Source organism: Paenibacillus thailandensis (assembly GCF_042685365.1).
GTDB lineage: Bacteria > Bacillota > Bacilli > Paenibacillales > Paenibacillaceae > Paenibacillus_AP > Paenibacillus_AP thailandensis.
Genome location: NZ_JBHUMY010000030.1, coordinates 1 through 20,777, shown reverse-complemented (window position 1 = coordinate 20,777; position 20,777 = coordinate 1). Strand labels below are relative to the sequence as shown.

The following is a 20,777-nucleotide window of genomic DNA, read 5'->3' as shown; positions in this document are numbered from 1 at the left end:
ACTCCTATCCATTGGAGGCGCGAGACGCATGATTCCAAGATATTTAGTCGATATCGACCTGGCGGAATTGCCGGTCGTCGAAAGAGATGTAATTGTCATCGGGGCCGGCATTGCCGGTCTTTTTACCGCTATTAAGGCCAGCGAAAGCCAATCGGTTCTTATGATTACGAAAAAATCGATCATGGACAGCAACACCCGGTATGCGCAAGGCGGCATTGCGGCCGTTCTGTCGGAGGACGACTCGCCGGAATACCATCTGCAGGATACGTTGTTTGCCGGAGCGGGGTTATGCGATCGGGAAGCGGTTGACGTGCTCGTTCACGAAGGGCCCGAAGGGGTGCAAAATTTGATTGAAATGGGCACGCATTTCGATACCGAAAACGGCGAATATGCGCTGACGAAGGAAGGCGCCCACAGCCAGCGCCGCATACTGCACGCCAACGGCGACGCGACCGGCTTCGAGATCGTTCGGGCGTTGTCGGAGAAGGCCGTCTCGAATCCGAATATCGAAATTTGGGACGATCATTTCGTCATCGATCTGGCAACGAACGAAGACGAGTGCTGCGGGGCGATCGTGCAAAAACCGGACGGGCAGAGAGTATATGTGCGCGGCAAGGCGACGATCCTATGCTCGGGCGGAACGGGGCAGCTGTACCGCTACACGACCAATCCCGACGTGGCCACCGGCGACGGCATCGCGATGGCATACCGGGCCGGCGCGGACATCCGCGACATGGAATTCAATCAATTCCACCCGACCTCGCTGTGCTACCCGGGCGCGCCGCGTTTCCTCATATCCGAAGCGGTGCGGGGCGAAGGGGCGGTACTCCGCAACATCCGCGGCGAGCGCTTTATGGAGCGCTACCACGAGCAGCTCGAGCTTGCGCCGCGCGACGTCGTGGCCCGAGCGATCATTAGCGAGATGGAAGAGACGAAGTCGACTTTCGTCTATTTGGATATTACGCACGAAGCACCGGAGATGGTAAAGCACCGTTTTCCGAATATTTATGAATTTTGTTTGAATTACGGCCTCGATCTGACCAGCGATTGGATTCCGGTTGCGCCTGCTGCGCACTATATGATGGGCGGAGTGCAGACGAACCTGAACGGCGAAACGACAATCAAACGGCTGTACGCCTGCGGAGAAGTGTCGTCGACCGGCGTTCACGGCGCCAACCGGCTCGCGAGCAATTCGTTGTCCGAGGCGGTTGTCTTCGGCAAAAGAATCGTAGATCACATTAAAGGATTGGAGCCGCTTACCGCGATGCCCGTTGTCGTGAACGAGCATGGGCGGACCAGCGTTCCGATGCAGGCGGTCGTCGAGAAGCGGCTGAAGCTGCAAAAAATTATGGTGCGCTACGTCGGCTTGCGCCGGAACGCGGACGGGCTGCGAAAGGGACAGGAGGAGCTGGCCCGCCAGCTGCCGATCTTCCAATCGGTTCTGACGAAGCGGGAGGAATACGAATTCGCAAACCTGCTGACGTGCGCGCTGCTTATGATCGAATCGGCTCTGCAGCGGGAGGAAAGCCGCGGCGCTCATTACCGCGAAGATTTCCCGGAAACGAACGACGCGGTATGGCAGAAGCATTCGGTGTTGAACCGGCGGACGGCGAACGGGATGAAGGAGCGTGTGCACAATGTTTGAATATGCGATAAGCGGGGCTTATGACGATGCCCTTAAGAATCAGATCCGCGCCTGGCTGGCGGAGGATATCGGAAGCGGGGACATTACGACCGCAACGACCATTCCGGCCGGATCGATCTCGCGGGCTGTCATTCATGTGAAGGAGAACGGCATTGTGGCGGGCATGCCGGTCGCGAAGCTCGTGTTCGAGGTCGTGGACAGCTCTCTTGTGTTCGAAGCGAAAGTGAAGGACGGCGACCGCGTGGAGAAAGGCACCGTCCTTGCCGTCGTTGAAGGCAGCACGCACAGCTTGCTGACCGGCGAGAGGCTTGCGCTGAATTTGCTGCAGCGGATGTCGGGTATCGCGACGAAGACAAGCTTGTTCGTGGAAGCTCTTCAAGGCTTGCCGACGAGACTCGTCGATACGCGCAAAACGACGCCCGGCCATCGCCTGCTCGAGAAGTACGCGGTTCGCATCGGCGGCGGCTCCAATCACCGCTTTGGTTTATATGACGCCGTTATGATCAAAGATAATCATATTAAAGGAGCCGGCGGCATCCGGGCGGCCGTGGAAGCTTCCCGCAAAGCGATTCCGCATACGATGAAGATAGAAGTCGAGACGGAGTCGCTCGAGCAGGTGGAAGAAGCGATTCAATGCGGAGCCGACATCATTATGCTCGACAACATGCCGGCGGCTCTGATGCGGGAGGCGGTCAGCCGGATCAAAAAGGCCGCCCCGCACGTGATCGTCGAAGCATCCGGAGGCGTGCGCCTGGATACGATTCATGCCATCGCCGAAACGGGCGTCGACGTCATATCGGTCGGACAGCTGACGTATTCGTTCGACGCGCTCGATATCAGTCTTGATCTGAATGCGCCAAAAGGAGGAGCTGCGCAGTGATTTTGGTCATTGATGTTGGGAATACCAATATTGTGCTGGGAATTTACAAAGGCCGCGAGCTGCTGCATCATTGGCGCCTGAGCACGAACCGTTCGGCCACGGTCGACGAATACGGCATCCAGATCCATAATTTGTTTCAGTACGCCGGAATGAGCCTCGACCAAATGGACGGCGTCATTATTTCTTCCGTTGTGCCGCCGCTAATGCGGACGCTGGAGAGCCTGTGCGCCAAATATTTGCGCAAAACGCCTTTGGTCGTAGGTCCGGGAATCAAGACGGGGCTCAATATCCGTTACGAAAATCCGCGCGAAGTCGGAGCCGACCGCATCGTCAATTCCGTGGCGGGCATCGCCAAATACGGCGCCCCGCTTATTATCGTCGATTTCGGCACGGCTACGACGTTCGATTATATCGATGCGGCGGGCGATTATTTGGGCGGCGCGATCGTGCCGGGGATCGGCATCTCGACCGAAGCGCTGTACCAGCGGGCGGCGAAGCTGCCGCGGATCGAACTGGTGAAGCCGCGCAGCGTCATCGGGCGCAATCCGGTCACGTCGATGCAGGCGGGCATCATCTACGGCTACGCCGGTCAAGTCGACGGCATCGTGCGCAAAATCCGCAGCGAATTTAACGTCAAACCCCGGGTTATCGCGACGGGCGGGCTCGCCGAGCTGATTGCATCGGAATCGGAAACGATCGAGCTGGTGGACTCCTTGCTGACGCTGGAAGGCTTGCGTTTAATATATGAAAGAAATCAGGAGGCATAGTGATGGAGGAGCTGAAAGACGTACTCGTGCGGGGAACGGCATGGGGCGGCAAAATCCGCGTGTTCGCGGTGCGTTCGACGAATCTGGTGAATGAAATGCAGCGCCGGCACGAGACGATGCCGACGGCTACGGCGGCGCTTGGGCGCACGGCGACGGCCGGCGCGATGATGGGAGCGATGCTGAAGGGCAAGGAGAAGCTGACGATTCAGGTAAAGGGCGACGGCCCGATCGGCCAGATTGTCGTGGACGCCAATGCGGACGGCGAGGTGCGCGGCTATGTCGATCATCCGGAGGTTCATCTTCCCAGCAACGCAGAAGGAAAGCTTGATGTGGCCGGCGCGGTAGGACGGACCGGGTACCTGTACGTAACGAAAGATTTGGGTCTGAGAGAGCCGTACCGCGGCAGCGTTCCTCTTATTTCGGGAGAGCTTGCGGAAGACTTTACGTATTATTTTGCGTTGTCCGAGCAGACGCCGTCGGCGGTCAGCCTCGGGGTACTGGTCGATACCGACGGCTCGGTGCTGCAAGCGGGCGGCTTTGTCGTACAAGTGCTCCCGGGATTGACGGACGAGGAAATTACGAAGCTTGAGCATGCGATTGCGGCCGTCCCGCACGTCACGAAGCTGCTCGACCAAGGCGAGACGCCGGAAGCGATGCTGCGCCTGGTCGTAGGCGACGATATCCACATTCATAGCGAGACGGACATCCGGTTCCAATGCCAATGCTCGTACGACAAAGTCGAACAGACGCTTGTCAGCTTGGGCGAAGCCGAATTGACGCAGCTGATCGAAGAGGACGGCGAAGCGGAAGTGGTATGCCATTTTTGCAACGAGAAATATACATTCGATAAAGACCGGTTAACAAGGTTGCTTGAGCAAGCGTCGCCGGGATCCGGGGAGCAAGCGTGACAGATGAGGAATAACGGGGTGCTGAAGGCGGTCGTGATCCTTCAGGCCGTATGCATGATCGCGCTTGCCGTTGTCGTCGCGGTAAAGCTGTGGCCCGTCGGCGGCCGTTCCGCGGAAGGTTCCGATACGGAATCGCCGGACGAAGGTCTGGACAAGGCGGTGGCCACGGTAGGCGGCGAGCCGATAACGGAAGCGGAGTTCAGGCGGGCTTTGGACGAGAAGTACGGAGACGAAGTGCTCCGGACGATGATGGTCCGCAAGGCGATAGACCTGGAGGCGAGGAATTTAGGGCTGCAGGTGACCGATGAGGAGCAGACGGCGGAGCTTGCGGCGGTGACGAGCGGCTATGCGAGCGAAGAGGATTATTTTCGGGTCATGCAAGAGCAGCTGGGGATGACGCGGGATGAAGTGCTGGAGGATATGAAGTACCGTCTTCTTCTGGAAAAAATCGCGACAAGAGACGTGACCGTCTCCGAGCAGGAGATAAGCGAATATGTCTCGAAAAACCGGGACAGCTTCGGAGACCGGCTGCAGCTTCATCTCCGCTGGATCGTCACCGCAACGGAGCGGGAAGCGGACGATATCGTAGACCGGCTTGCGGCGGGGGAAGACTTCGAGCAATTGGCGGCGGAAGCGTCCATCGACGCTTTCACCGCCGGCGACGGCGGCGATTTGGGCTTTATCGACGCCAACGATCCTTTTTACAGCAAAGAAATTATGGATACGGCTTCTCGGATGCAAACGGGAGAGATCGCGGGACCCTTTGAGGTGGATGCCGGCTTCGCCGTCATTCAGCTCGTCGAACGCCAGCTGACGGAAGGGTTGTCCGACGAGGAAATCCGCGAGAAAGCGGTGAAGCAGCTGGCGCTCGCGAAGGCGGAGTCGCTGCACGGCGTGGAGGAAGAACTGCTTAAGAAGTACGGCGCGGTCATTATTCCATAAATTATGGTTATTTCCGGCCCTCAAATAGATTGCTATTGACAATGGCTATGCCAGATTGTTACTATAGGAAGTAGCATAAAACCAACGGAATTAGTCGGAATAAAGGAGGATTTATTCACATGGCCAAAATCGTACAAAGCGTTACAGAACTTATCGGAGATACGCCTCTCGTTCGTTTGAATCGCATCGTTCCCGAAGACAGCGCCGAAATTTACGTGAAGCTCGAGTACCAGAACCCGGGTGCAAGCGTAAAAGACCGTATTGCGATCAGCATGATCGAAGAGGCGGAGAAAGCCGGCGTAATCAAGCCCGGCGACACGATCGTCGAGCCGACCAGCGGCAACACGGGTATCGGCCTCGCGCTTGTGGCTGCGGCGAAAGGTTACAAGGCGATTATCGTCATGCCGGAATCGATGAGCATCGAGCGCCGCAACCTGCTTCGCGCTTACGGCGCAGAGCTTGTTCTGACGCCGGGATCGGAAGGCATGAACGGAGCGGTCCGCAAAGCGGAAGAAATCGTTGCCGAAAATCCGGGCTACTTCATTCCGCAGCAGTTCAAGAACCCGGCCAACGTTAAGATTCACCGCGAAACGACGGGTCCGGAAATCGTAGAAGCGATTAACTCGCTGGACGGCAAGCTGGATGCGTTCGTAGCCGGCATCGGAACCGGCGGAACGATCTCCGGCGCAGGCGAAATTCTGAAGCAAAACTTCCCGGGTATCCGCATCGTGGCGGTCGAACCGGCCGCTTCTCCGCTTCTGTCGGGCGGCAAGCCGGGCCCGCACAAAATTCAAGGCATCGGCGCAAACTTCGTTCCCGAAATTTTGAACCGCGATATCTACGACCAGATCGTGACGGTCGAGAATGAAGACGCGTTCGAATATGCGCGCCGCGCCGCAAGAGAAGAAGGCATTCTGTGCGGCATTTCGTCCGGCGCCGCGATCTTCGCCGCGCTGCAAGTGGCGAAAGAGCTCGGCAAAGGCAAGCGCGTTATCGCTGTCGTGCCAAGCAACGGCGAACGTTATCTCAGCACGCCGCTGTTCAACTTCGAGAACTAATTTGAACGAGATTGCAATAGTCTTTCGGCCCGCTTTCAGGCGGGCTGAAAGACTATTGTTGCTGCATCGGGAAGTTTCCTTCTATATACCGTCAGCGTAGGGATGATCTTTCCGATCGTATCAAAAACCTGCCTCTAGACGCGGTCCTTCGTCTTCGGAAGACCGTGGGTAGAGGTTTTTTCATACTGGGGGTACGGTCATGAGGTTTACCGAATGGGAACAATGGATACGGTGGCGCGAGGAAGGACGATATACGGTTTTGCCGATGCTGGCCCGGATGTCCCTGGCATTAAAAGAGCCTTTGGCGGTTCCGAGCTGGGAAGCGGCATGGCGGGAAGCTTCTCCTTATGCTTTTGTTCTGGAAAGCGGCAAGGACGGCCGCTATACGTATTTGGGCCTTCGGCCGTCCGAAGTGATCCGGGGCAAAGGCTCCGCCGCCGAATCGTTCCGGCTTGGACCGGATGACCGGGTTAGCGGCAGCGCCCCCGGCGAACGGGACGGCGAATCCGGGTATCGCAAGTGGGAGGGTGCGCCGCTTGAAATTATGCGCCGTTGGATGGCGCCCCATCGGGCCCCGGGTTTGTCCGAGGGGCCGAAATGGTGCGGCGGCTGCGCGGGCTATTGGAGCTATGACGTAGCCCGCAGCATCGAGCGTCTGCCGGCGGCTGCCGCGGACGATCTAGCGCTTCCGGACTACGTATTTGTTCGCGTGGACGAGCTGTGGATCGTCGATCATGAAGCCGGCGTGTTGTATTGCGCCGTTCATTCGGCTGTCGCTCCGGATGCGGGTCTGGAGGAGCTCCGGCTTGTTTATGAAGCGGCGAAGGATCGCTCGCAAGCAATGGCGGCGTTCTGGAACCGGTTATTCGGCGGAGAGGCGCTTGTCCGGGCTTCGTCGGAGCGGGAAGCAAGGCGGCGGACGATGGAGGCCGTTTCGCCGGATATCCGGCTGCCGCTGCCCGGCGTCGGCTCGCCGTTTCCGAAGGAGCAATTCGAGGAAGCGGTCGTCCGCATTCAGCAATATATTGCGCAAGGCGATATTTTTCAGGCGAATCTATCCCTGCGGCAAAGCCGCGAGCTGAACGCGTCGCCCGAAGAGCTGTACGAATGGCTGCGGCTCGCGAACCCGTCTCCGTATATGGGATATATGCGTTTCCCGGATTTTCAGCTTGTCTCGGCTTCTCCGGAGCTGCTGGCCTGGAAGCGCGGCGACGCGCTGGCTACCCGGCCGATCGCAGGCACGAGAAGGCGGGGGCGGACGGAAGAGGAAGATACGCTGATGGAAGAGGAGCTGCGCACAAGCGAGAAGGAGCGGGCCGAGCATATTATGCTCGTGGATCTGGAGCGCAACGACCTGGGACGCATTTCGGCATACGGCACCGTAAAGGTGGAAGAGCTGATGGTGGTCGAACGTTATTCCCATGTGATGCATCTCGTCTCGCAGGTGGAAGGGCGGCTTGCGGAAGGCAAAGACGTCTACGACGTGATTGCGGCCGTATTCCCGGGCGGAACGATTACGGGCGCGCCCAAGGTTCGCACGATGGAGATTATCGAGGAGCTGGAGCCGGTCCGCCGCGGCCCGTATACGGGCTCCATGGGTTGGATTGACTATAACGGCGATATGGAATTTAATATTATCATAAGAACGATGGCGGTCGTCCAAGGGACCGTTCATGTTCAGACCGGCGCCGGGATCGTCATCGATTCGAATCCCGAGCGGGAATATTACGAATGCATGAATAAGGCCAAGGCGTTATGGAAGGCCATTCAATACAGCGAAATGCATGAGTCGAAGAGAAGAGATTAGACTTGCAAGGCCGCAGAGCGGCGCGGGAGACGAGATTAGAGGAGGCGAACGAAGACGATGATTCTTGTCATTGATAATTACGATTCGTTTACGTACAATTTGGTGCAATATTTGGGCGAGCTGGGAGAAGAAATCGTCGTGAAGCGGAACGACGAGATCGATCTGGACGGCATTGCCGCTTTGAAGCCGGATCATATTCTCATATCGCCCGGTCCTTGTTCGCCGAACGAGGCCGGCATCAGCCTGGCCGTCATCGACCGCTTCAAAGGCGAAATTCCGATATTCGGCGTATGCCTCGGCCATCAATCGATCGGCCAAGCTTTCGGCGGCGAAGTCGTGCGGGCCGAGAAGCTGATGCACGGCAAAACGTCGGAAATTTTCCATAACGGCACCTCGGTGTTCGAAGGGCTGCCTTCTCCGTTTACGGCAACCCGTTACCATTCCTTGATCGTTCGGCGCGAGACGCTGCCGGACTGTCTTGAGATTACGGCGGAAACGGCCGAGGGCGAAATTATGGCTATTCGGCATAAGGAATATCCGATCGAAGGCGTTCAATTCCATCCGGAGTCCATCATTACGGAGCACGGACATAAGATGTTGCGCAACTTTTTGAATCGGCGCCCGGGAGCCGTGCAATGAAAGCTGGGTACAACGGCACCGTCGTCGATGCCGACAAAGCTGTGATCTCGGTTTACGATCACGGCTTTTTGTACGGTATGGGGTTGTTCGAGACTTTCCGCACTTACGGAGGCAGGCCGTATATGCTCGACCGGCATCTGGAGCGGCTGAAGGAAGGCTGCCGGGAGCTCGGCATCCGCTTCGACATGGAGGAAGAAGAGGTAAGGTCGTGGATCGCGGAAGTGATGGCCGGGAACGGGCTTGCGGACGCTTACGTTCGGCTGACGGTTTCGGCGGGAGAAGCCGGGCTTGGCTTGCCGGCGGACGATTACGGGCAGCCGAATGCGATCGTGCTCGTGAAGCCCTTGCAAGTGCCGGATGAGCGCGAGTATTTGGCGGGCAGGACGTTGCGCCTGCTTCGAACGGCCCGCAATACGCCGGAAGGCGTGCGCCGGTTGAAATCCCTCCATTATATGAACAATATAATCGCGAGGCGCGAGCTTGCGGCCAGCGGAGCCGCGGCCGGTACGGAAGGGCTGATGCTGACGCGCGAAGGGATGCTTGCGGAAGGAATCGTAAGCAATTTGTTTTTTGTACGGGACGGCGTCGTCTGCACGCCTGCCGTCGAAACGGGCATATTGCCGGGCATTACCCGGCATCGCGTCCTGGAGCTGGCCGAGTCGGCCGGCTGCCGGACGGAGGAAGGCTTATACCGGTGGAGCGACCTGCTTGCGGCGTCCGAAATATGGACGACCGGCTCGGTTCAAGAGCTGATGCCGATTACGACGCTGGTCGATGCCGAAGGCATGTCCCGCAAGGTCGGCTCGGGTGAAGCGGGGCCGGTCGCGCTTCGGCTGCTGGCGCTATACCGGCAGGATGCGCGGCAAGCTTCGGGCGACTGACCGTTGCAGCATCATAATAGATAATTAAGGTTTCTCGTCCTTATGGCAGTATTATGCCTTGGGCTTGGTTGTACGGGGCTGGATGGCGATCGGCTCGTTTTACAAGCGTAAGGGGGAGTCTAAAGGGTTGGGAGTCCTTGAATTGAAGAGTCTGGGATTTCGCTCGGAAAGGAATTTGCGTCATGGGAACATTGATTAACGGAAGCAACATAAGCCGCATTTACGATTTTGGTGGCGGCGCAAAGCTGGAGTTCGGCAAAAGGACGCTTGTTATGGGCATACTCAACGCAACGCCGGATTCCTTCTCCGACGGGGGCCGCTACGACAATGTCGAGGCGGCGGTAGCCCATGCGATACGAATGGCGGAGGAAGGTGCGGACCTGATCGATATCGGCGGAGAGTCGACGCGTCCGGGAAGCGAGAAGGTTGCGCTTGAGGAAGAGCTTCGGCGCGTCATTCCGGTCATACGGGCGGTTCGGGAAGCGCTCCCGGCGATGCCGCTCTCCATCGATACGTACAAGGCCGAAACGGCGCGCCAAGCGCTGGAAGCCGGAGCCCATATTATTAACGACGTATGGGGGCTGAAAGCCGATCCGGAAATGGCCTCGGTCGCGGCCCAATACAATTGCCCGGTCATCTTATGCCACAATCGGCACGATATGAATTACGGCGACTTGATCGCCGATATTATCGAAGATTTGGAGGAAAGCGTGGCGATTGCGCGCGCGGCGGGCGTATCCACGCGGTATATGTGGCTTGATCCCGGTCCGGGCTTCGCCAAATCCGCGGACGACAATCTCGAACTGATGGGCCGTTTGTCGGAGATAACGTCGCTTGGCTACCCGGTGCTGCTCGCCACCTCGCGCAAACGGTTCATCCGCCAGACGCTTGACCTGCCGGTGGACGATCTCGTGGAAGGGACGGCCGCGACGGTTACCCTTGGCATCGCCCAAGGCTGCCATATGATCCGGGTGCACGACGTAAAAGCGATGAAACGGACGGCCGTGATGGCCGACGCCATCGTTTATCGCAAAGGGGGAGGCGCGTCCAATGGATAAGATGATATTGACCGGCATGCAGTTTTATGGCTATCACGGCGTGTTTCCCGAAGAGAACAGGCTGGGGCAGCGTTTTCGCGTCGATCTGGAACTGCTGCTTGATCTTTCCGGAGCGAGCGCGACCGACGAGCTTGAATATACGGTTAACTATGCGGAATTGCACGGATTGGTCAAAACGATCGTGGAAGGGGCGCCCTTTAAATTGATCGAGGCGCTTGCCGGCGATATTGCAACGAAGGTATTAGGGGCTTATACTATGGTAAATGAAGTTACAGTTCGCGTTACGAAGCCGAACCCGCCGTTTGACGTTCATTTCGACGGCGTGACGATCGAGTTGCGCAGAAGGCGGGATCAAGATGGCGACGCCGCTCCCGAATGAGAAGGTCACAATGCCGGAAGCGCACTGGGCGTACGTTGCGCTCGGCTCGAATATAGGCGACCGCGAGGCGCTGCTGCGGGAAGCGATCGAGAGTCTCGATTGCCGTCCGGGCATCCGCGTTCGCCGGGTATCCGCAATTTACGAGACGGAGCCGGTCGGATATACCGATCAGCCGTCTTTTCTCAATATGGTCATTGCGGTTCAGGCACAGCTGTCTCCTATAGAGCTGTTGAGAGAGCTTCTGGAGACGGAGAAGCGGCTTGGACGCGTGCGGCATATTCGCTGGGGACCAAGAACGATGGATCTGGATCTTCTCCTTTACGAAGACGTAACGATGGAGTCGGAAGAGCTGCAGCTGCCGCATCCGCGCATGATGGAAAGGCCGTTTGTGCTCGTGCCGCTTCATGATGTGATTGACCCTGCGCATCCGCTGGCGACGCGTGTCGCTCAGGCATCGTCGGCGGCGCTTCAAGACGGAAAGGAAGGCATCACGTTATGGAGTACGATCAACTGGCGCAGCGCGTCCGCGCATTCCGAAAGCTGAAGGGATATACGCAACAGGAGCTGGCCAAGCAGCTTGGCGTGTCGGTCGCGGTTCTCGGATCTCTGGAGCGGGGAACCCGCAAGCCCGACAAGAAGCTGCTGGCCCATATATCGGCCGTTCTCGGCATCAGCTACGAGGAACTGACGGCGGAGCAAGCTGAATAGCCGCTTTGTATACGCGCAAATTAATGCTGAATCATGAGGATAAAGGACCGGTACCCAAAGCCGGATCCGGAACGAGTGAATATAAAGGAGGAGGGGTACTGCGATGCTGAAAATCGGAGACATCGAGATGAAAAACAACGTTGTGCTTGCGCCGATGGCCGGCGTATGCAACCCGGCATTCCGTTTGATTGCGAAGGAGTTCGGAACCGGCCTTGTATGCGCGGAGATGGTCAGCGACAAGGCGATTCTGCACGGCAATAAGCGTACGATCGAAATGCTGTACGTCGACGAACGGGAGAAGCCGCTTAGCCTGCAAATTTTCGGAGGAGACCGGGAGTCCCTGGTCGAGGCTGCGAAAATCGTGGACAAACAGACGAACGCCGATATTATCGATATTAACATGGGCTGTCCGGTGCCTAAAGTAACGAAATGCGACGCCGGCGCACGCTGGTTGCTCGATCCGAATAAAATTTACGAGATGGTGTCCGCGGTGGTGGACGCGGTCGACAAGCCGGTTACGGTCAAAATGCGTATCGGCTGGGACGACGAGCATATTTATGCGGTGGAAAACGCAAGCGCCGTCGAGCGCGCCGGAGGCAAAGCGGTCAGCGTGCACGGCCGTACCCGCGAGCAGCAATATACGGGCAAGGCGAATTGGGACATTATAAGAGACGTTAAGCAAGCGGTCTCGATCCCCGTTATCGGCAACGGCGACGTCTTTTCGCCGGAAGACGCGAAGCGTATGCTGGAACATACCGGCTGCGACGGGGTTATGATCGGCCGAGGAGCTCTCGGAAACCCATGGATGCTCTACCGTACGATCCAATATTTGACGACGGGCGAGCTGCTGCCCGATCCGACGCCTCAGGAGAAGATGGAGGTTGCCATTCTTCACATGGACCGTCTGGCCAAGCTGAAGGGCGAAGCGGTTGCCGTCCGCGAGATGCGCAAGCATCTGGCCTGGTATTTGAAGGGCTTGCCGGGCGCGGCGCGCGTGAAGGACGTTATCATGGAGGAAACGAGCCGGGATAAACTGGTTGCGATTCTGGAGCAATATATAAGCTCGCTTGACGAGAAAGCGGCCCAGAAGCAGGAAACGGTTCATTAATCGGCGACATATCGCCGCTGCCGGAAGAGCGCGCAGTCGACTCTGCGCGCTTCCTTATCCTTTTCGAACGTCTAATTTTGGCTAATTCGTTCTCGTACTTATCGATTTCGGATGGTCGTCCGGACTTTTGAAAGCGGTCGCTTATTCTCCAAAAGCCTCGGCAAAAGTTTTTTCATCGCACCGTTGTTAAGCGGTTTCAGGAATATTTGGCTTTGATTGACATTGCATCCGGATTTCAATATAATCTTGCAATATACATCAGAGCCTGCCCGGTTCATGCAGGCATTCCTGCAAAGCAGGACCGTACATGAGCAGCGCGTATTATATAACATGAATGTTCTTCATAACAATATAAGAAAGTGTAGGCGATCCCCTATGCTTCGCTTATATTTCTACGCGAAACGGATTATTGCCGCTAAAGAACGGCGACGAAGCCGTTTCTGCTCGGCACGATAAAAAAACGTCAAATGACAGGAGAATCGGATCATGAGCGATAAGGAAATTATTCTGACTCAAGACGGTTTAAAGAAACTGGAAGAGGAATTGGAAAATCTGAAATCGGTCAAACGCCGTGAAGTAGCCGAGCGGATTAAAGTCGCGATCGGTTACGGCGATATTAGCGAGAATTCGGAATATGAGGACGCGAAGAACGAGCAAGCCTTCATTGAAGGCCGCATTATTACGCTCGAGAAGATGCTTCGCAATGCCCGCATCATTAACAACGACGAGATTGACATCGATACGGTCAGCATCGGATCCATTGTAACGGTTGAAGATTTGGAGTTTGGTGATACAATGGAATATACGATTGTAGGAACCGCCGAATCCGATCCGCTGCAGAACAAAATTTCCAACGAAAGCCCTGTCGGCAAGGCCATTTTGGGCAAAAAGAAGGGCACTGTAGTCGAAGTGAGCGTCCCGGCCGGCATTATTCAATATAAAATCGTCGATATCAAAAAATAAGGTACCGTGCTTCACGCACATTCCATAGCCGTCTAGAAGTGCATATATGCCGCGCAAGAAAAGTGTAAGTTTCGGTTATTGGGCCGAGGCTTACACTTTCTTGAAAATATAAGGATCTGTAAATTTTCTTTTTGCATCGCCTTATATGGCTCGCCGAAACGGTTCGTCCTTTGACAAGGACTTTAAAACGTTTCTGCTCGAGTAAAAGCGCGTCCCGGCTTATCGTGAGGAAGGTACGAGGAGATGGATAAAGTGGAACATCAGAACCAAGAGCAAGAACAAGGGCAAGGACAGGAGCAGGAGCTGAGCGAGCTTCTGCAGATTCGCCGGAGCAAGCTTGACGATTTGCGCGGGCTTGGCGTCGATCCGTTCGGCGGCAAATTCGTCCGTACCCATCAAGCGAAGGAAATATGGGACGCCTATCAGTCCTTGGAGAAAGAAGAACTGGAAGAGAAAGCCGTCGAAGTAAGCATTGCCGGACGCATTATGCAGAAGCGGATCATGGGCAAGGCTTCTTTTGCGCATATTCAAGATTTGAGCGGCAAAATCCAAATTTACGTTCGTAAAGATTCGGTGGAAGAAAGCAAATACGCCGCGTTTAACATTCTCGATATCGGCGATATCGTCGGCGTTCGCGGCACGGTATTCAAGACCAATACCGGCGAGCTGTCGGTTAAAGCGTCCGACATCGAAGTGCTGACGAAATCGCTGCTTCCATTGCCGGACAAGTATCACGGTTTGAAAGACGTCGAGCTTCGCTATCGCCAGCGCTACGTCGATCTGATCGTCAACCCGGAAGTGCGCGAAACCTTTATTACGCGCTCCCGCATTGTCCAATCGATGCGCCGCTATCTCGATTCCCGCGGTTTCCTGGAAGTGGAGACGCCGACGCTGCATACGATTCCGGGCGGCGCAGCGGCACGTCCGTTCGTGACGCATCATAACGCGCTTGATATGGAACTGTATATGCGCATCGCGATCGAGCTCCATTTGAAACGCCTAATCGTCGGCGGCATGGAGAAAGTCTACGAGATCGGCCGCGTTTACCGGAACGAAGGCATTTCGACCCGCCACAATCCGGAGTTTACGCTGCTGGAGCTGTACGAAGCTTACGCCGACTACAAGGACATCATGGAGCTGACGGAGAACGTCATCGTTCATATCGCCCAGGACGTGCTCGGTACGACCGACATTACGTATCAAGGCCAACAAGTCGATCTTGGCAAGCCATGGCGCCGTCAATCGATGGTCGATCTCGTCAAGGAAGCGACCGGCGTCGACTTCTCGGCGCAGATGAGCGACGAGGAAGCTCATGCGCTGGCGAAGGCGCATAACGTTCCGGTCGAGCCGCATATGACGTTCGGCCATATTGTGAATGCGTTCTTCGAAACCTTCGTCGAGCATACGCTTATTCAGCCGACGTTCGTCACGGGCCATCCTGTCGCCATCTCGCCGCTCGCGAAGAAAAACGCCGAGGATCCGCGTTTCACCGACCGCTTCGAGCTGTTTATCGTCGGCCGCGAGCACGCGAACGCGTTCACCGAGCTGAACGACCCGATCGACCAGCGCGAACGGTTCGAAGCGCAAGTCGCGGAGAAGGAGCAAGGCAACGACGAAGCGCATGAAATGGACGAGGATTTCATCCGCGCGCTCGAATACGGCATGCCGCCTACCGGCGGTCTCGGCATCGGCATCGACCGTCTGGTCATGCTGCTCACCGACGCCCCGTCGATTCGCGACGTTCTGCTCTTCCCGCATATGCGCGACAGTCATTTATAATTGCCACTTGTATGCCGAACAAGCCGCTAATGCCTTTGGAAGGCATTGGCGCATCAAGGCCGCCCGGAACCGATCCGGACGGCCTTTCGTCGTTTTGCGGGCTCGTTCGCCTATGACATTGACCCTTCCATTATTTTTCGATAGAGTTGAGAAAGAGTCGCCAAGACGGCGGCTTTACATCGTCTTATCTTTCTTGCCGGACCGGCTTGTCTATTTGCAAGAACGGAGAATCCGTTTACGTTTGATTTGAAATTATGATGTTTGGAGTGAAGAAGCGGCAATGTTGAAGCAAGGTTTGCGCCTAGGAACGGCTGCTTTCGCGCTGTTCCTGGTTATTCTGTTCGTTATGCCACTTACAGCAAGCGCCGCAACAGGTTTTCCTCCGTTTCTAACGGCCGCGGGAAGTCCGGCCACCGCCTCCCAGCAGCCGGACCAGCTTGCCGAGAAAGTATCCGCGCTGCCGGAACTGGCTTTTTCCGCTTTATACGGCCTATTGTTTCTTTATTTGTTTCATCGTACGATTCGCGCTGAACGCCGATCCCTCGGCCCGGGGGGCAAGGAGCGGAGCGATTACCGCATCGCGTACGGCTTTACAGCCGGCATCGCGTTATCGTTTGCGCTGCGATTATGGATCGGCGCGGATAACCCGGGTTACGTCAACGATCTGAAGACGTTTATGTATTGGGCGCAGCATGCCTATCAATCGGGCTTGAACGGATTTTATCGGGAGGGCATGTTTGCGGATTATCCGCCGGGATATATCTATGTCTTGTATGCGATCGGAGCCGTGCGGGATTGGTTCGGCATCGCCGATTCGTCGATCGGCGCCCGCGTTTTGTTGAAGCTTCCGGCCATGCTGGCCGATCTGGCGGCGGGCGTGCTTCTTTACCGGTACGGTGCGGCAAGGATCGGCCAAGCGGCCGCTTTTGGCCTCGCGATGCTCTATGTTTGGAACCCGGCCGTGATCGTCAATTCCGCCGCTTGGGGGCAAGTGGACGCCGTATTCGCCCTTATCATCCTATTGTCGCTGCTTGCGATTGTCCGCGGCGGCTTGGTCCAAGGGACGGTATTGTTCGCCGCCGCCGTATTGGTGAAGCCGCAAGCGTTGATTTTTACGCCGGTTCTGCTGCTCGCGTATTGGCATAAACGGGAGTGGAGAAAGGCTTCTCTCGCCATGCTGGCAGGCGCTGCCGCGTTCGTTCTGCTGGCGCTGCCTTTTTTCTGGGGCAACGGTGGGGCCCAAGGGTTGTTTGACCTGTATACGTCCACATTGTCGTCGTATCCGTATGCGACGCTTAACGCCTTCAATCTATACCTGCTGACCGGAGGCAACTGGGCGCCCCTCGAGGAACGTTTCCTATCCGTTCCTTATACATACTGGGGCAATGCCGGCATTGTGCTCGCGACGGCTTTGGCGGCCTGGCTGTCCCTTCGCCAGAAGCGCGGCCGGGACGCCGTGTCGTCCAGCTTCTTTCTTGCTCTCGTGCTCATTGCAACGGTGTTCCTGTTCGTGACCAAAATGCACGAGCGCTACATGTTCCCCGCGCTGCTGCTATGCGCGTTTGCTTACATTCAGACGAAGGACCGCCGGATGCTGCATCTGCTGTTCGGCTTCAGCGTCACGCAGTTCGTCAACGTAAGCTACGTGCTTGCTTTCAGCCATATCGACAGCCATCCGACGGCCGACGGCATCGCGATGCTGTGCGCCATCGCCAATCTGGGCTTGTTTGTTTATATGCTGGTTACGGGCTACGATGTGTATGTCCGCGGCAGGACGCTGGAGGTAGCGCCGTATACGGAGGGGGACAAGCGGCTGACCGACGAGAAGCTCGTCGCGGCTCTTTACGCCTCGCCTTCCGGACGCGGGGCGAAGCCCTCCGGGCGCATGAACAAGCGCGATTGGCTGTGGATGGGAGTCATCACGGCCGTATACGCGGTCGTAGCGTTCGTTCATTTGGGCTCGCTGCAGGGCCCGACGACGGACTGGAAGCCATCCTCCGGCGGGCAAAGCTTCTATGTCGATTTCGGCGAATCGAAAGCGATCGATTCGGCCTTTATATTCGGCGGCGTCGGAAGCGGCAAATACAAGCTGGAATTCGGCGATACGCTTGGGAGCTGGGGTCAAGCGGTCGAGATCGACCATAAATCCGGCAACGTGTTCAAATGGAACAAGCAGCAGCTTGACGCGATCAAGGCGCGCTACGTGAAGTTTACCGTGATTACGCAAGGATTTGCGCTTCACGAGATGGCGTTTTACGCCCCGGGCAGCGACGAGCCGCTGCCGATCGCAGGCGTGAATGCGGACGAAGCGGGTGTGAGCGAAAGAGGGAGCGTCCAAGCTTTGTTCGACGAGCAGCGGCTGGCCACGAACAAGCCGACGTTTATGAACGGCGCTTATTTCGACGAAATTTACCATGCGAGGACCGCCTACGAATACATTGAAGGAATCAACGCTTACGAAAATACGCATCCTCCGCTCGGCAAGCTGATTATCGCGATCGGCATCAAGCTGTTCGGGCTGAACACGTTCGGCTGGCGCGTTGCCGGGACGGTATTCGGGATCGCCATGCTCCCGCTGATGTACCTTTTCGCTTTGCGGCTGTTCCGCAAGACGGGGTACGCCGCCATTGCGACCGGGCTGTTCGCGACCGATTTTATGCATTTTACGCAGACGCGCATCGCGACGATCGACGTATACGGCGTATTTTTTATCATGCTGATGTTTTACTTCATGCTTCGCTACCGCGATACCGATTTCTACAACCGGCCGCTCCGCGCGGCTTTGCTGCCGCTTTGTTTGTCCGGCTTGTTTTTCGGCATCGGGGCCGCTTCCAAATGGATCGTGCTGTACGGGGGAGCCGGTCTTGCGATCGTTTTGTTTATGACGCTGTACGAACGGTACAGGCAATATGCCGCGGCCCGCAAAGCGCTGCAGGCCCGTTACGGCGGCAACGCTTCCTTCGGGAGCGGGGAAACGGCGGATGAACCCGGCATTGAAGGGGAAGAAGAGGTTCTGCGCCATGCCGTAGCCGAATTTCCGAGGCGCGTCTGGCTGACGCTGGCAAGCTGCGTCGTTTTTTTCGTCGTTATTCCGGCCATTATTTACGCGCTGTCGTTTATTCCGGTTCTGAATGCCAAAGATGAAGGATATACGCTGCAAGGACTGATCGACGAGCAAGTCCATATGTACGAATATCACAGCGAGCTGAAGGCGACTCACCCGTATGCCTCCTGGTGGTGGGAATGGCCGTTTATGAAACGTCCGGTCTGGTATTTCAGCGGCCGGAGCATTATGCCTCCGGGCGAAGTCTCCACCATTAGCGCGCTTGGCAACCCGGTGATTTGGTGGTCCGGTATATTTGCCGTCATTATGGCGATTTATTTAAGCTTGAAACGGCGGGACAAGCGGTTCTATATCGTATGGATCGCATATTTGTCGCAGTACGTGCCATGGATGCTCGTGCCGCGGGTAACGTTCCTGTACCATTATTTCGCGATGGTGCCGTTTATGATATTGTCGATCGTCTATATGATGAAGCTGCTCGACGAGAAGGTGCCGCGCTGGAAGCCGGTGCGCAACTTGTATATCGCCGCGGCCGTTGCGATGTTCGTCATGTTCTACCCGGTCATATCCGGGATGACGGCCGGTCAGGCTTACGTGACGATGCTGCGCTGGTTCCAGACGTGGGTGTTCTAATGGCGGAATCGCGTTATGTACGCGGAAAGGAGGGGGATTGTCGTGAAAGCCAAATACAGCATCATCGTTCCAATGTATAACGAAGAAGAAGTGATCGCCCATACATGCGAAAGGCTGCTCCAAGTGATGGACGGCCAAGGAGAGCCGTATGAGCTTATCTTTATTAATGACGGAAGCCGGGACCGTTCGGCGGATATCATTCGCGAAATCGGCAGCGCCGATCCCCGCGTGAAGCTGATCGACTTCTCGCGTAATTTCGGACATCAGCTCGCGATTACGGCGGGCATGGATTACGCTTCCGGCGACGCAATCATCATCATCGACGCCGACCTTCAGGATCCGCCGGAAGTGATGCTTGCGATGATCGCCAAGTGGAAGGAAGGATACGACGTCGTCTACGGCAAAAGGCTGCAGCGCAAAGGCGAGACGTGGTTCAAAAAAACGACGGCCAGCCTGTTTTATCGTCTCCTTCGCAGCATGACCAACGTGGACATTCCTGTGGATACGGGGGACTTCCGCCTGATCGACCGCAAAGTAAACGACGTGCTGCGCACGCTGAAGGAGAAGAACCGGTTCGTCCGCGGATTGGTAAGCTGGGTAGGCTTTCGCCAGACGTCCGTCGAATACGTGCGCGAGGAGCGGTTCGCGGGCGAAACGAAATATCCGCTGCGCAAAATGATTCATTTCGCCGCGGACGGGATCACCTCGTTTTCGTATAAGCCGCTTCGCATGGCGGCATACATCGGCTTCGGACTGTCGGCGCTCAGCTTCGTTTATTTGGTCGTCGTCGTCATTCAGCGGCTTTTCTTCGTCGTTCAAATGCCCGGCTGGGCGTCGATTATCGCCATTAATTTGTTCTTTAACGGCATAATCCTTGTCCTGCTTGGCGTGATCGGGGAATATATCGGCCGGATTTACGACGAGTCGAAAGGAAGGCCGCTTTATATCGTCCGCGAAGCGCAAGGGTTCGAGGAGCCGAAGACGGAGAAGGAAGCGGAAAGGGAAAAGGCGGAGGCTCGCGAGTATGCCCGAAAATAAACGCAGCCTTCTTGTCCAGTTTGTCGCTTTTAACTTTATCGGGTTAATGAATACGGCCGTCGATTACATCGTATTTCAGGCGCTTATATGGGCGGGCGTGCATTATATTGTTGCCCAAGTGATCTCTTATGCGGCCGGGACGGTCAACAGCTTCGTGATGAACCGGGCCGTTACGTTTAAGCATGCCTCCCGGCAGGCGGGCCGCACAAGAGCGCAAGCGGCTCGCTTTGCCGTTTTGAACGCCGGGGTTATGCTTTGTTCTATATTCTTGCTTTATGTTTTTGTCGACCTTGGAGGTTTGCCGTACTGGCTCTCGAAGCTGTTGGTTACGGCCGTCACCGTCGTTCTGAACTTCACCGGCAGCAAGCGGTGGGTATTCCGCGAAGAGCGCGCACAGGTGCCCAGATAATGGAAAGAAAACTTTTTTTAAAAAAGGGTTGCATTGAATTGGGCGCCTGTGATATATTATAAAAGTCGCCGCTGAGAGACGCGGTGATAACGAAAGAAACGATTGTTCTTT

19 protein-coding genes are annotated in these 20,777 nt (G+C 56.4%); all 19 read left to right on the top strand.

The features are described from left to right. The first annotated feature begins 28 nt into the window (after nt 1-28). The 19 genes from nadB (at nt 29) to ACFSW5_RS20000 (ending at nt 20,666) form a co-directional block, all read left to right on the top strand. Nucleotides 29-1,645, top strand: a complete 1,617-nt coding sequence (gene nadB, locus ACFSW5_RS20090; protein WP_379277055.1) for an L-aspartate oxidase — start codon at nt 29-31, stop codon at nt 1,643-1,645. Then, nucleotides 1,638-2,525 (top strand): carboxylating nicotinate-nucleotide diphosphorylase, encoded by an 888-nt coding sequence (gene nadC / locus ACFSW5_RS20085; protein WP_379277053.1) that lies wholly within the window; start codon nt 1,638-1,640, stop codon nt 2,523-2,525. Before nadB ends, nadC begins: the two co-directional genes overlap by 8 nt. Further along, entirely contained in the window at nt 2,522-3,292 is a 771-nt protein-coding gene (locus ACFSW5_RS20080; protein ID WP_379277051.1) for a type III pantothenate kinase, read from the top strand. Before nadC ends, ACFSW5_RS20080 begins: the two co-directional genes overlap by 4 nt. Nucleotides 3,293-3,294: 2 nt before the next feature. Next, on the top strand, nt 3,295-4,200 hold the full coding sequence (gene hslO / locus ACFSW5_RS20075; RefSeq protein WP_379277049.1) for an Hsp33 family molecular chaperone HslO: 906 nt from the start codon (nt 3,295-3,297) through the stop codon (nt 4,198-4,200). A gap of 3 nt (nt 4,201-4,203) precedes the next feature. Continuing rightward, nucleotides 4,204-5,142, top strand: coding sequence for a peptidylprolyl isomerase (locus ACFSW5_RS20070; RefSeq protein ID WP_379277047.1), 939 nt, complete (start codon nt 4,204-4,206; stop codon nt 5,140-5,142). 119 nt (nt 5,143-5,261) lie between these two features. Beyond that, the gene (cysK, locus tag ACFSW5_RS20065) at nt 5,262-6,200 is read left to right on the top strand and encodes a cysteine synthase A (protein WP_379277045.1); all 939 of its coding nucleotides are present in this window, start codon (nt 5,262-5,264) and stop codon (nt 6,198-6,200) included. A 199-nt stretch (nt 6,201-6,399) separates the two neighbouring features. Further along, nucleotides 6,400-8,007, top strand: coding sequence for an anthranilate synthase component I family protein (locus ACFSW5_RS20060; protein ID WP_379277042.1), 1,608 nt, complete (start codon nt 6,400-6,402; stop codon nt 8,005-8,007). A 57-nt stretch (nt 8,008-8,064) separates the two neighbouring features. Beyond that, on the top strand, nt 8,065-8,646 hold the full coding sequence (pabA, locus tag ACFSW5_RS20055; RefSeq protein ID WP_379277040.1) for an aminodeoxychorismate/anthranilate synthase component II: 582 nt from the start codon (nt 8,065-8,067) through the stop codon (nt 8,644-8,646). Further along, on the top strand, nt 8,643-9,527 hold the full coding sequence (locus tag ACFSW5_RS20050) for an aminotransferase class IV (RefSeq protein ID WP_379277037.1): 885 nt from the start codon (nt 8,643-8,645) through the stop codon (nt 9,525-9,527). The genes pabA and ACFSW5_RS20050 overlap by 4 nt, the downstream gene beginning before the upstream one ends. A gap of 182 nt (nt 9,528-9,709) precedes the next feature. Continuing rightward, nucleotides 9,710-10,585 (top strand): dihydropteroate synthase, encoded by an 876-nt coding sequence (gene folP, locus ACFSW5_RS20045; protein ID WP_379277035.1) that lies wholly within the window; start codon nt 9,710-9,712, stop codon nt 10,583-10,585. Then, nucleotides 10,578-10,964 (top strand): dihydroneopterin aldolase, encoded by a 387-nt coding sequence (folB, locus tag ACFSW5_RS20040; protein WP_379277032.1) that lies wholly within the window; start codon nt 10,578-10,580, stop codon nt 10,962-10,964. The genes folP and folB overlap by 8 nt, the downstream gene beginning before the upstream one ends. Further along, the gene (gene folK / locus ACFSW5_RS20035) at nt 10,942-11,508 is read left to right on the top strand and encodes a 2-amino-4-hydroxy-6-hydroxymethyldihydropteridine diphosphokinase (RefSeq protein ID WP_379277027.1); all 567 of its coding nucleotides are present in this window, start codon (nt 10,942-10,944) and stop codon (nt 11,506-11,508) included. Before folB ends, folK begins: the two co-directional genes overlap by 23 nt. Continuing rightward, on the top strand, nt 11,460-11,672 hold the full coding sequence (locus ACFSW5_RS20030) for a helix-turn-helix domain-containing protein (RefSeq protein ID WP_379277025.1): 213 nt from the start codon (nt 11,460-11,462) through the stop codon (nt 11,670-11,672). The genes folK and ACFSW5_RS20030 overlap by 49 nt, the downstream gene beginning before the upstream one ends. Before the next feature lie 103 nt (nt 11,673-11,775). Next, the gene (gene dusB, locus ACFSW5_RS20025) at nt 11,776-12,780 is read left to right on the top strand and encodes a tRNA dihydrouridine synthase DusB (RefSeq protein ID WP_379277020.1); all 1,005 of its coding nucleotides are present in this window, start codon (nt 11,776-11,778) and stop codon (nt 12,778-12,780) included. A gap of 486 nt (nt 12,781-13,266) precedes the next feature. Continuing rightward, on the top strand, nt 13,267-13,743 hold the full coding sequence (greA, locus tag ACFSW5_RS20020; protein ID WP_379277018.1) for a transcription elongation factor GreA: 477 nt from the start codon (nt 13,267-13,269) through the stop codon (nt 13,741-13,743). A gap of 243 nt (nt 13,744-13,986) precedes the next feature. Then, on the top strand, nt 13,987-15,522 hold the full coding sequence (lysS, locus tag ACFSW5_RS20015) for a lysine--tRNA ligase (protein WP_379277015.1): 1,536 nt from the start codon (nt 13,987-13,989) through the stop codon (nt 15,520-15,522). A 280-nt stretch (nt 15,523-15,802) separates the two neighbouring features. Next, complete coding sequence (locus ACFSW5_RS20010; RefSeq protein ID WP_379277013.1) at nt 15,803-19,219, top strand: phospholipid carrier-dependent glycosyltransferase; 3,417 nt, start codon at nt 15,803-15,805, stop codon at nt 19,217-19,219. Nucleotides 19,220-19,261: 42 nt separating this feature from the next. Then, entirely contained in the window at nt 19,262-20,257 is a 996-nt protein-coding gene (locus ACFSW5_RS20005; RefSeq protein WP_379277009.1) for a glycosyltransferase family 2 protein, read from the top strand. After that, complete coding sequence (locus ACFSW5_RS20000; protein WP_379277007.1) at nt 20,244-20,666, top strand: GtrA family protein; 423 nt, start codon at nt 20,244-20,246, stop codon at nt 20,664-20,666. The genes ACFSW5_RS20005 and ACFSW5_RS20000 overlap by 14 nt, the downstream gene beginning before the upstream one ends. Nucleotides 20,667-20,777: the final 111 nt, after the last annotated feature.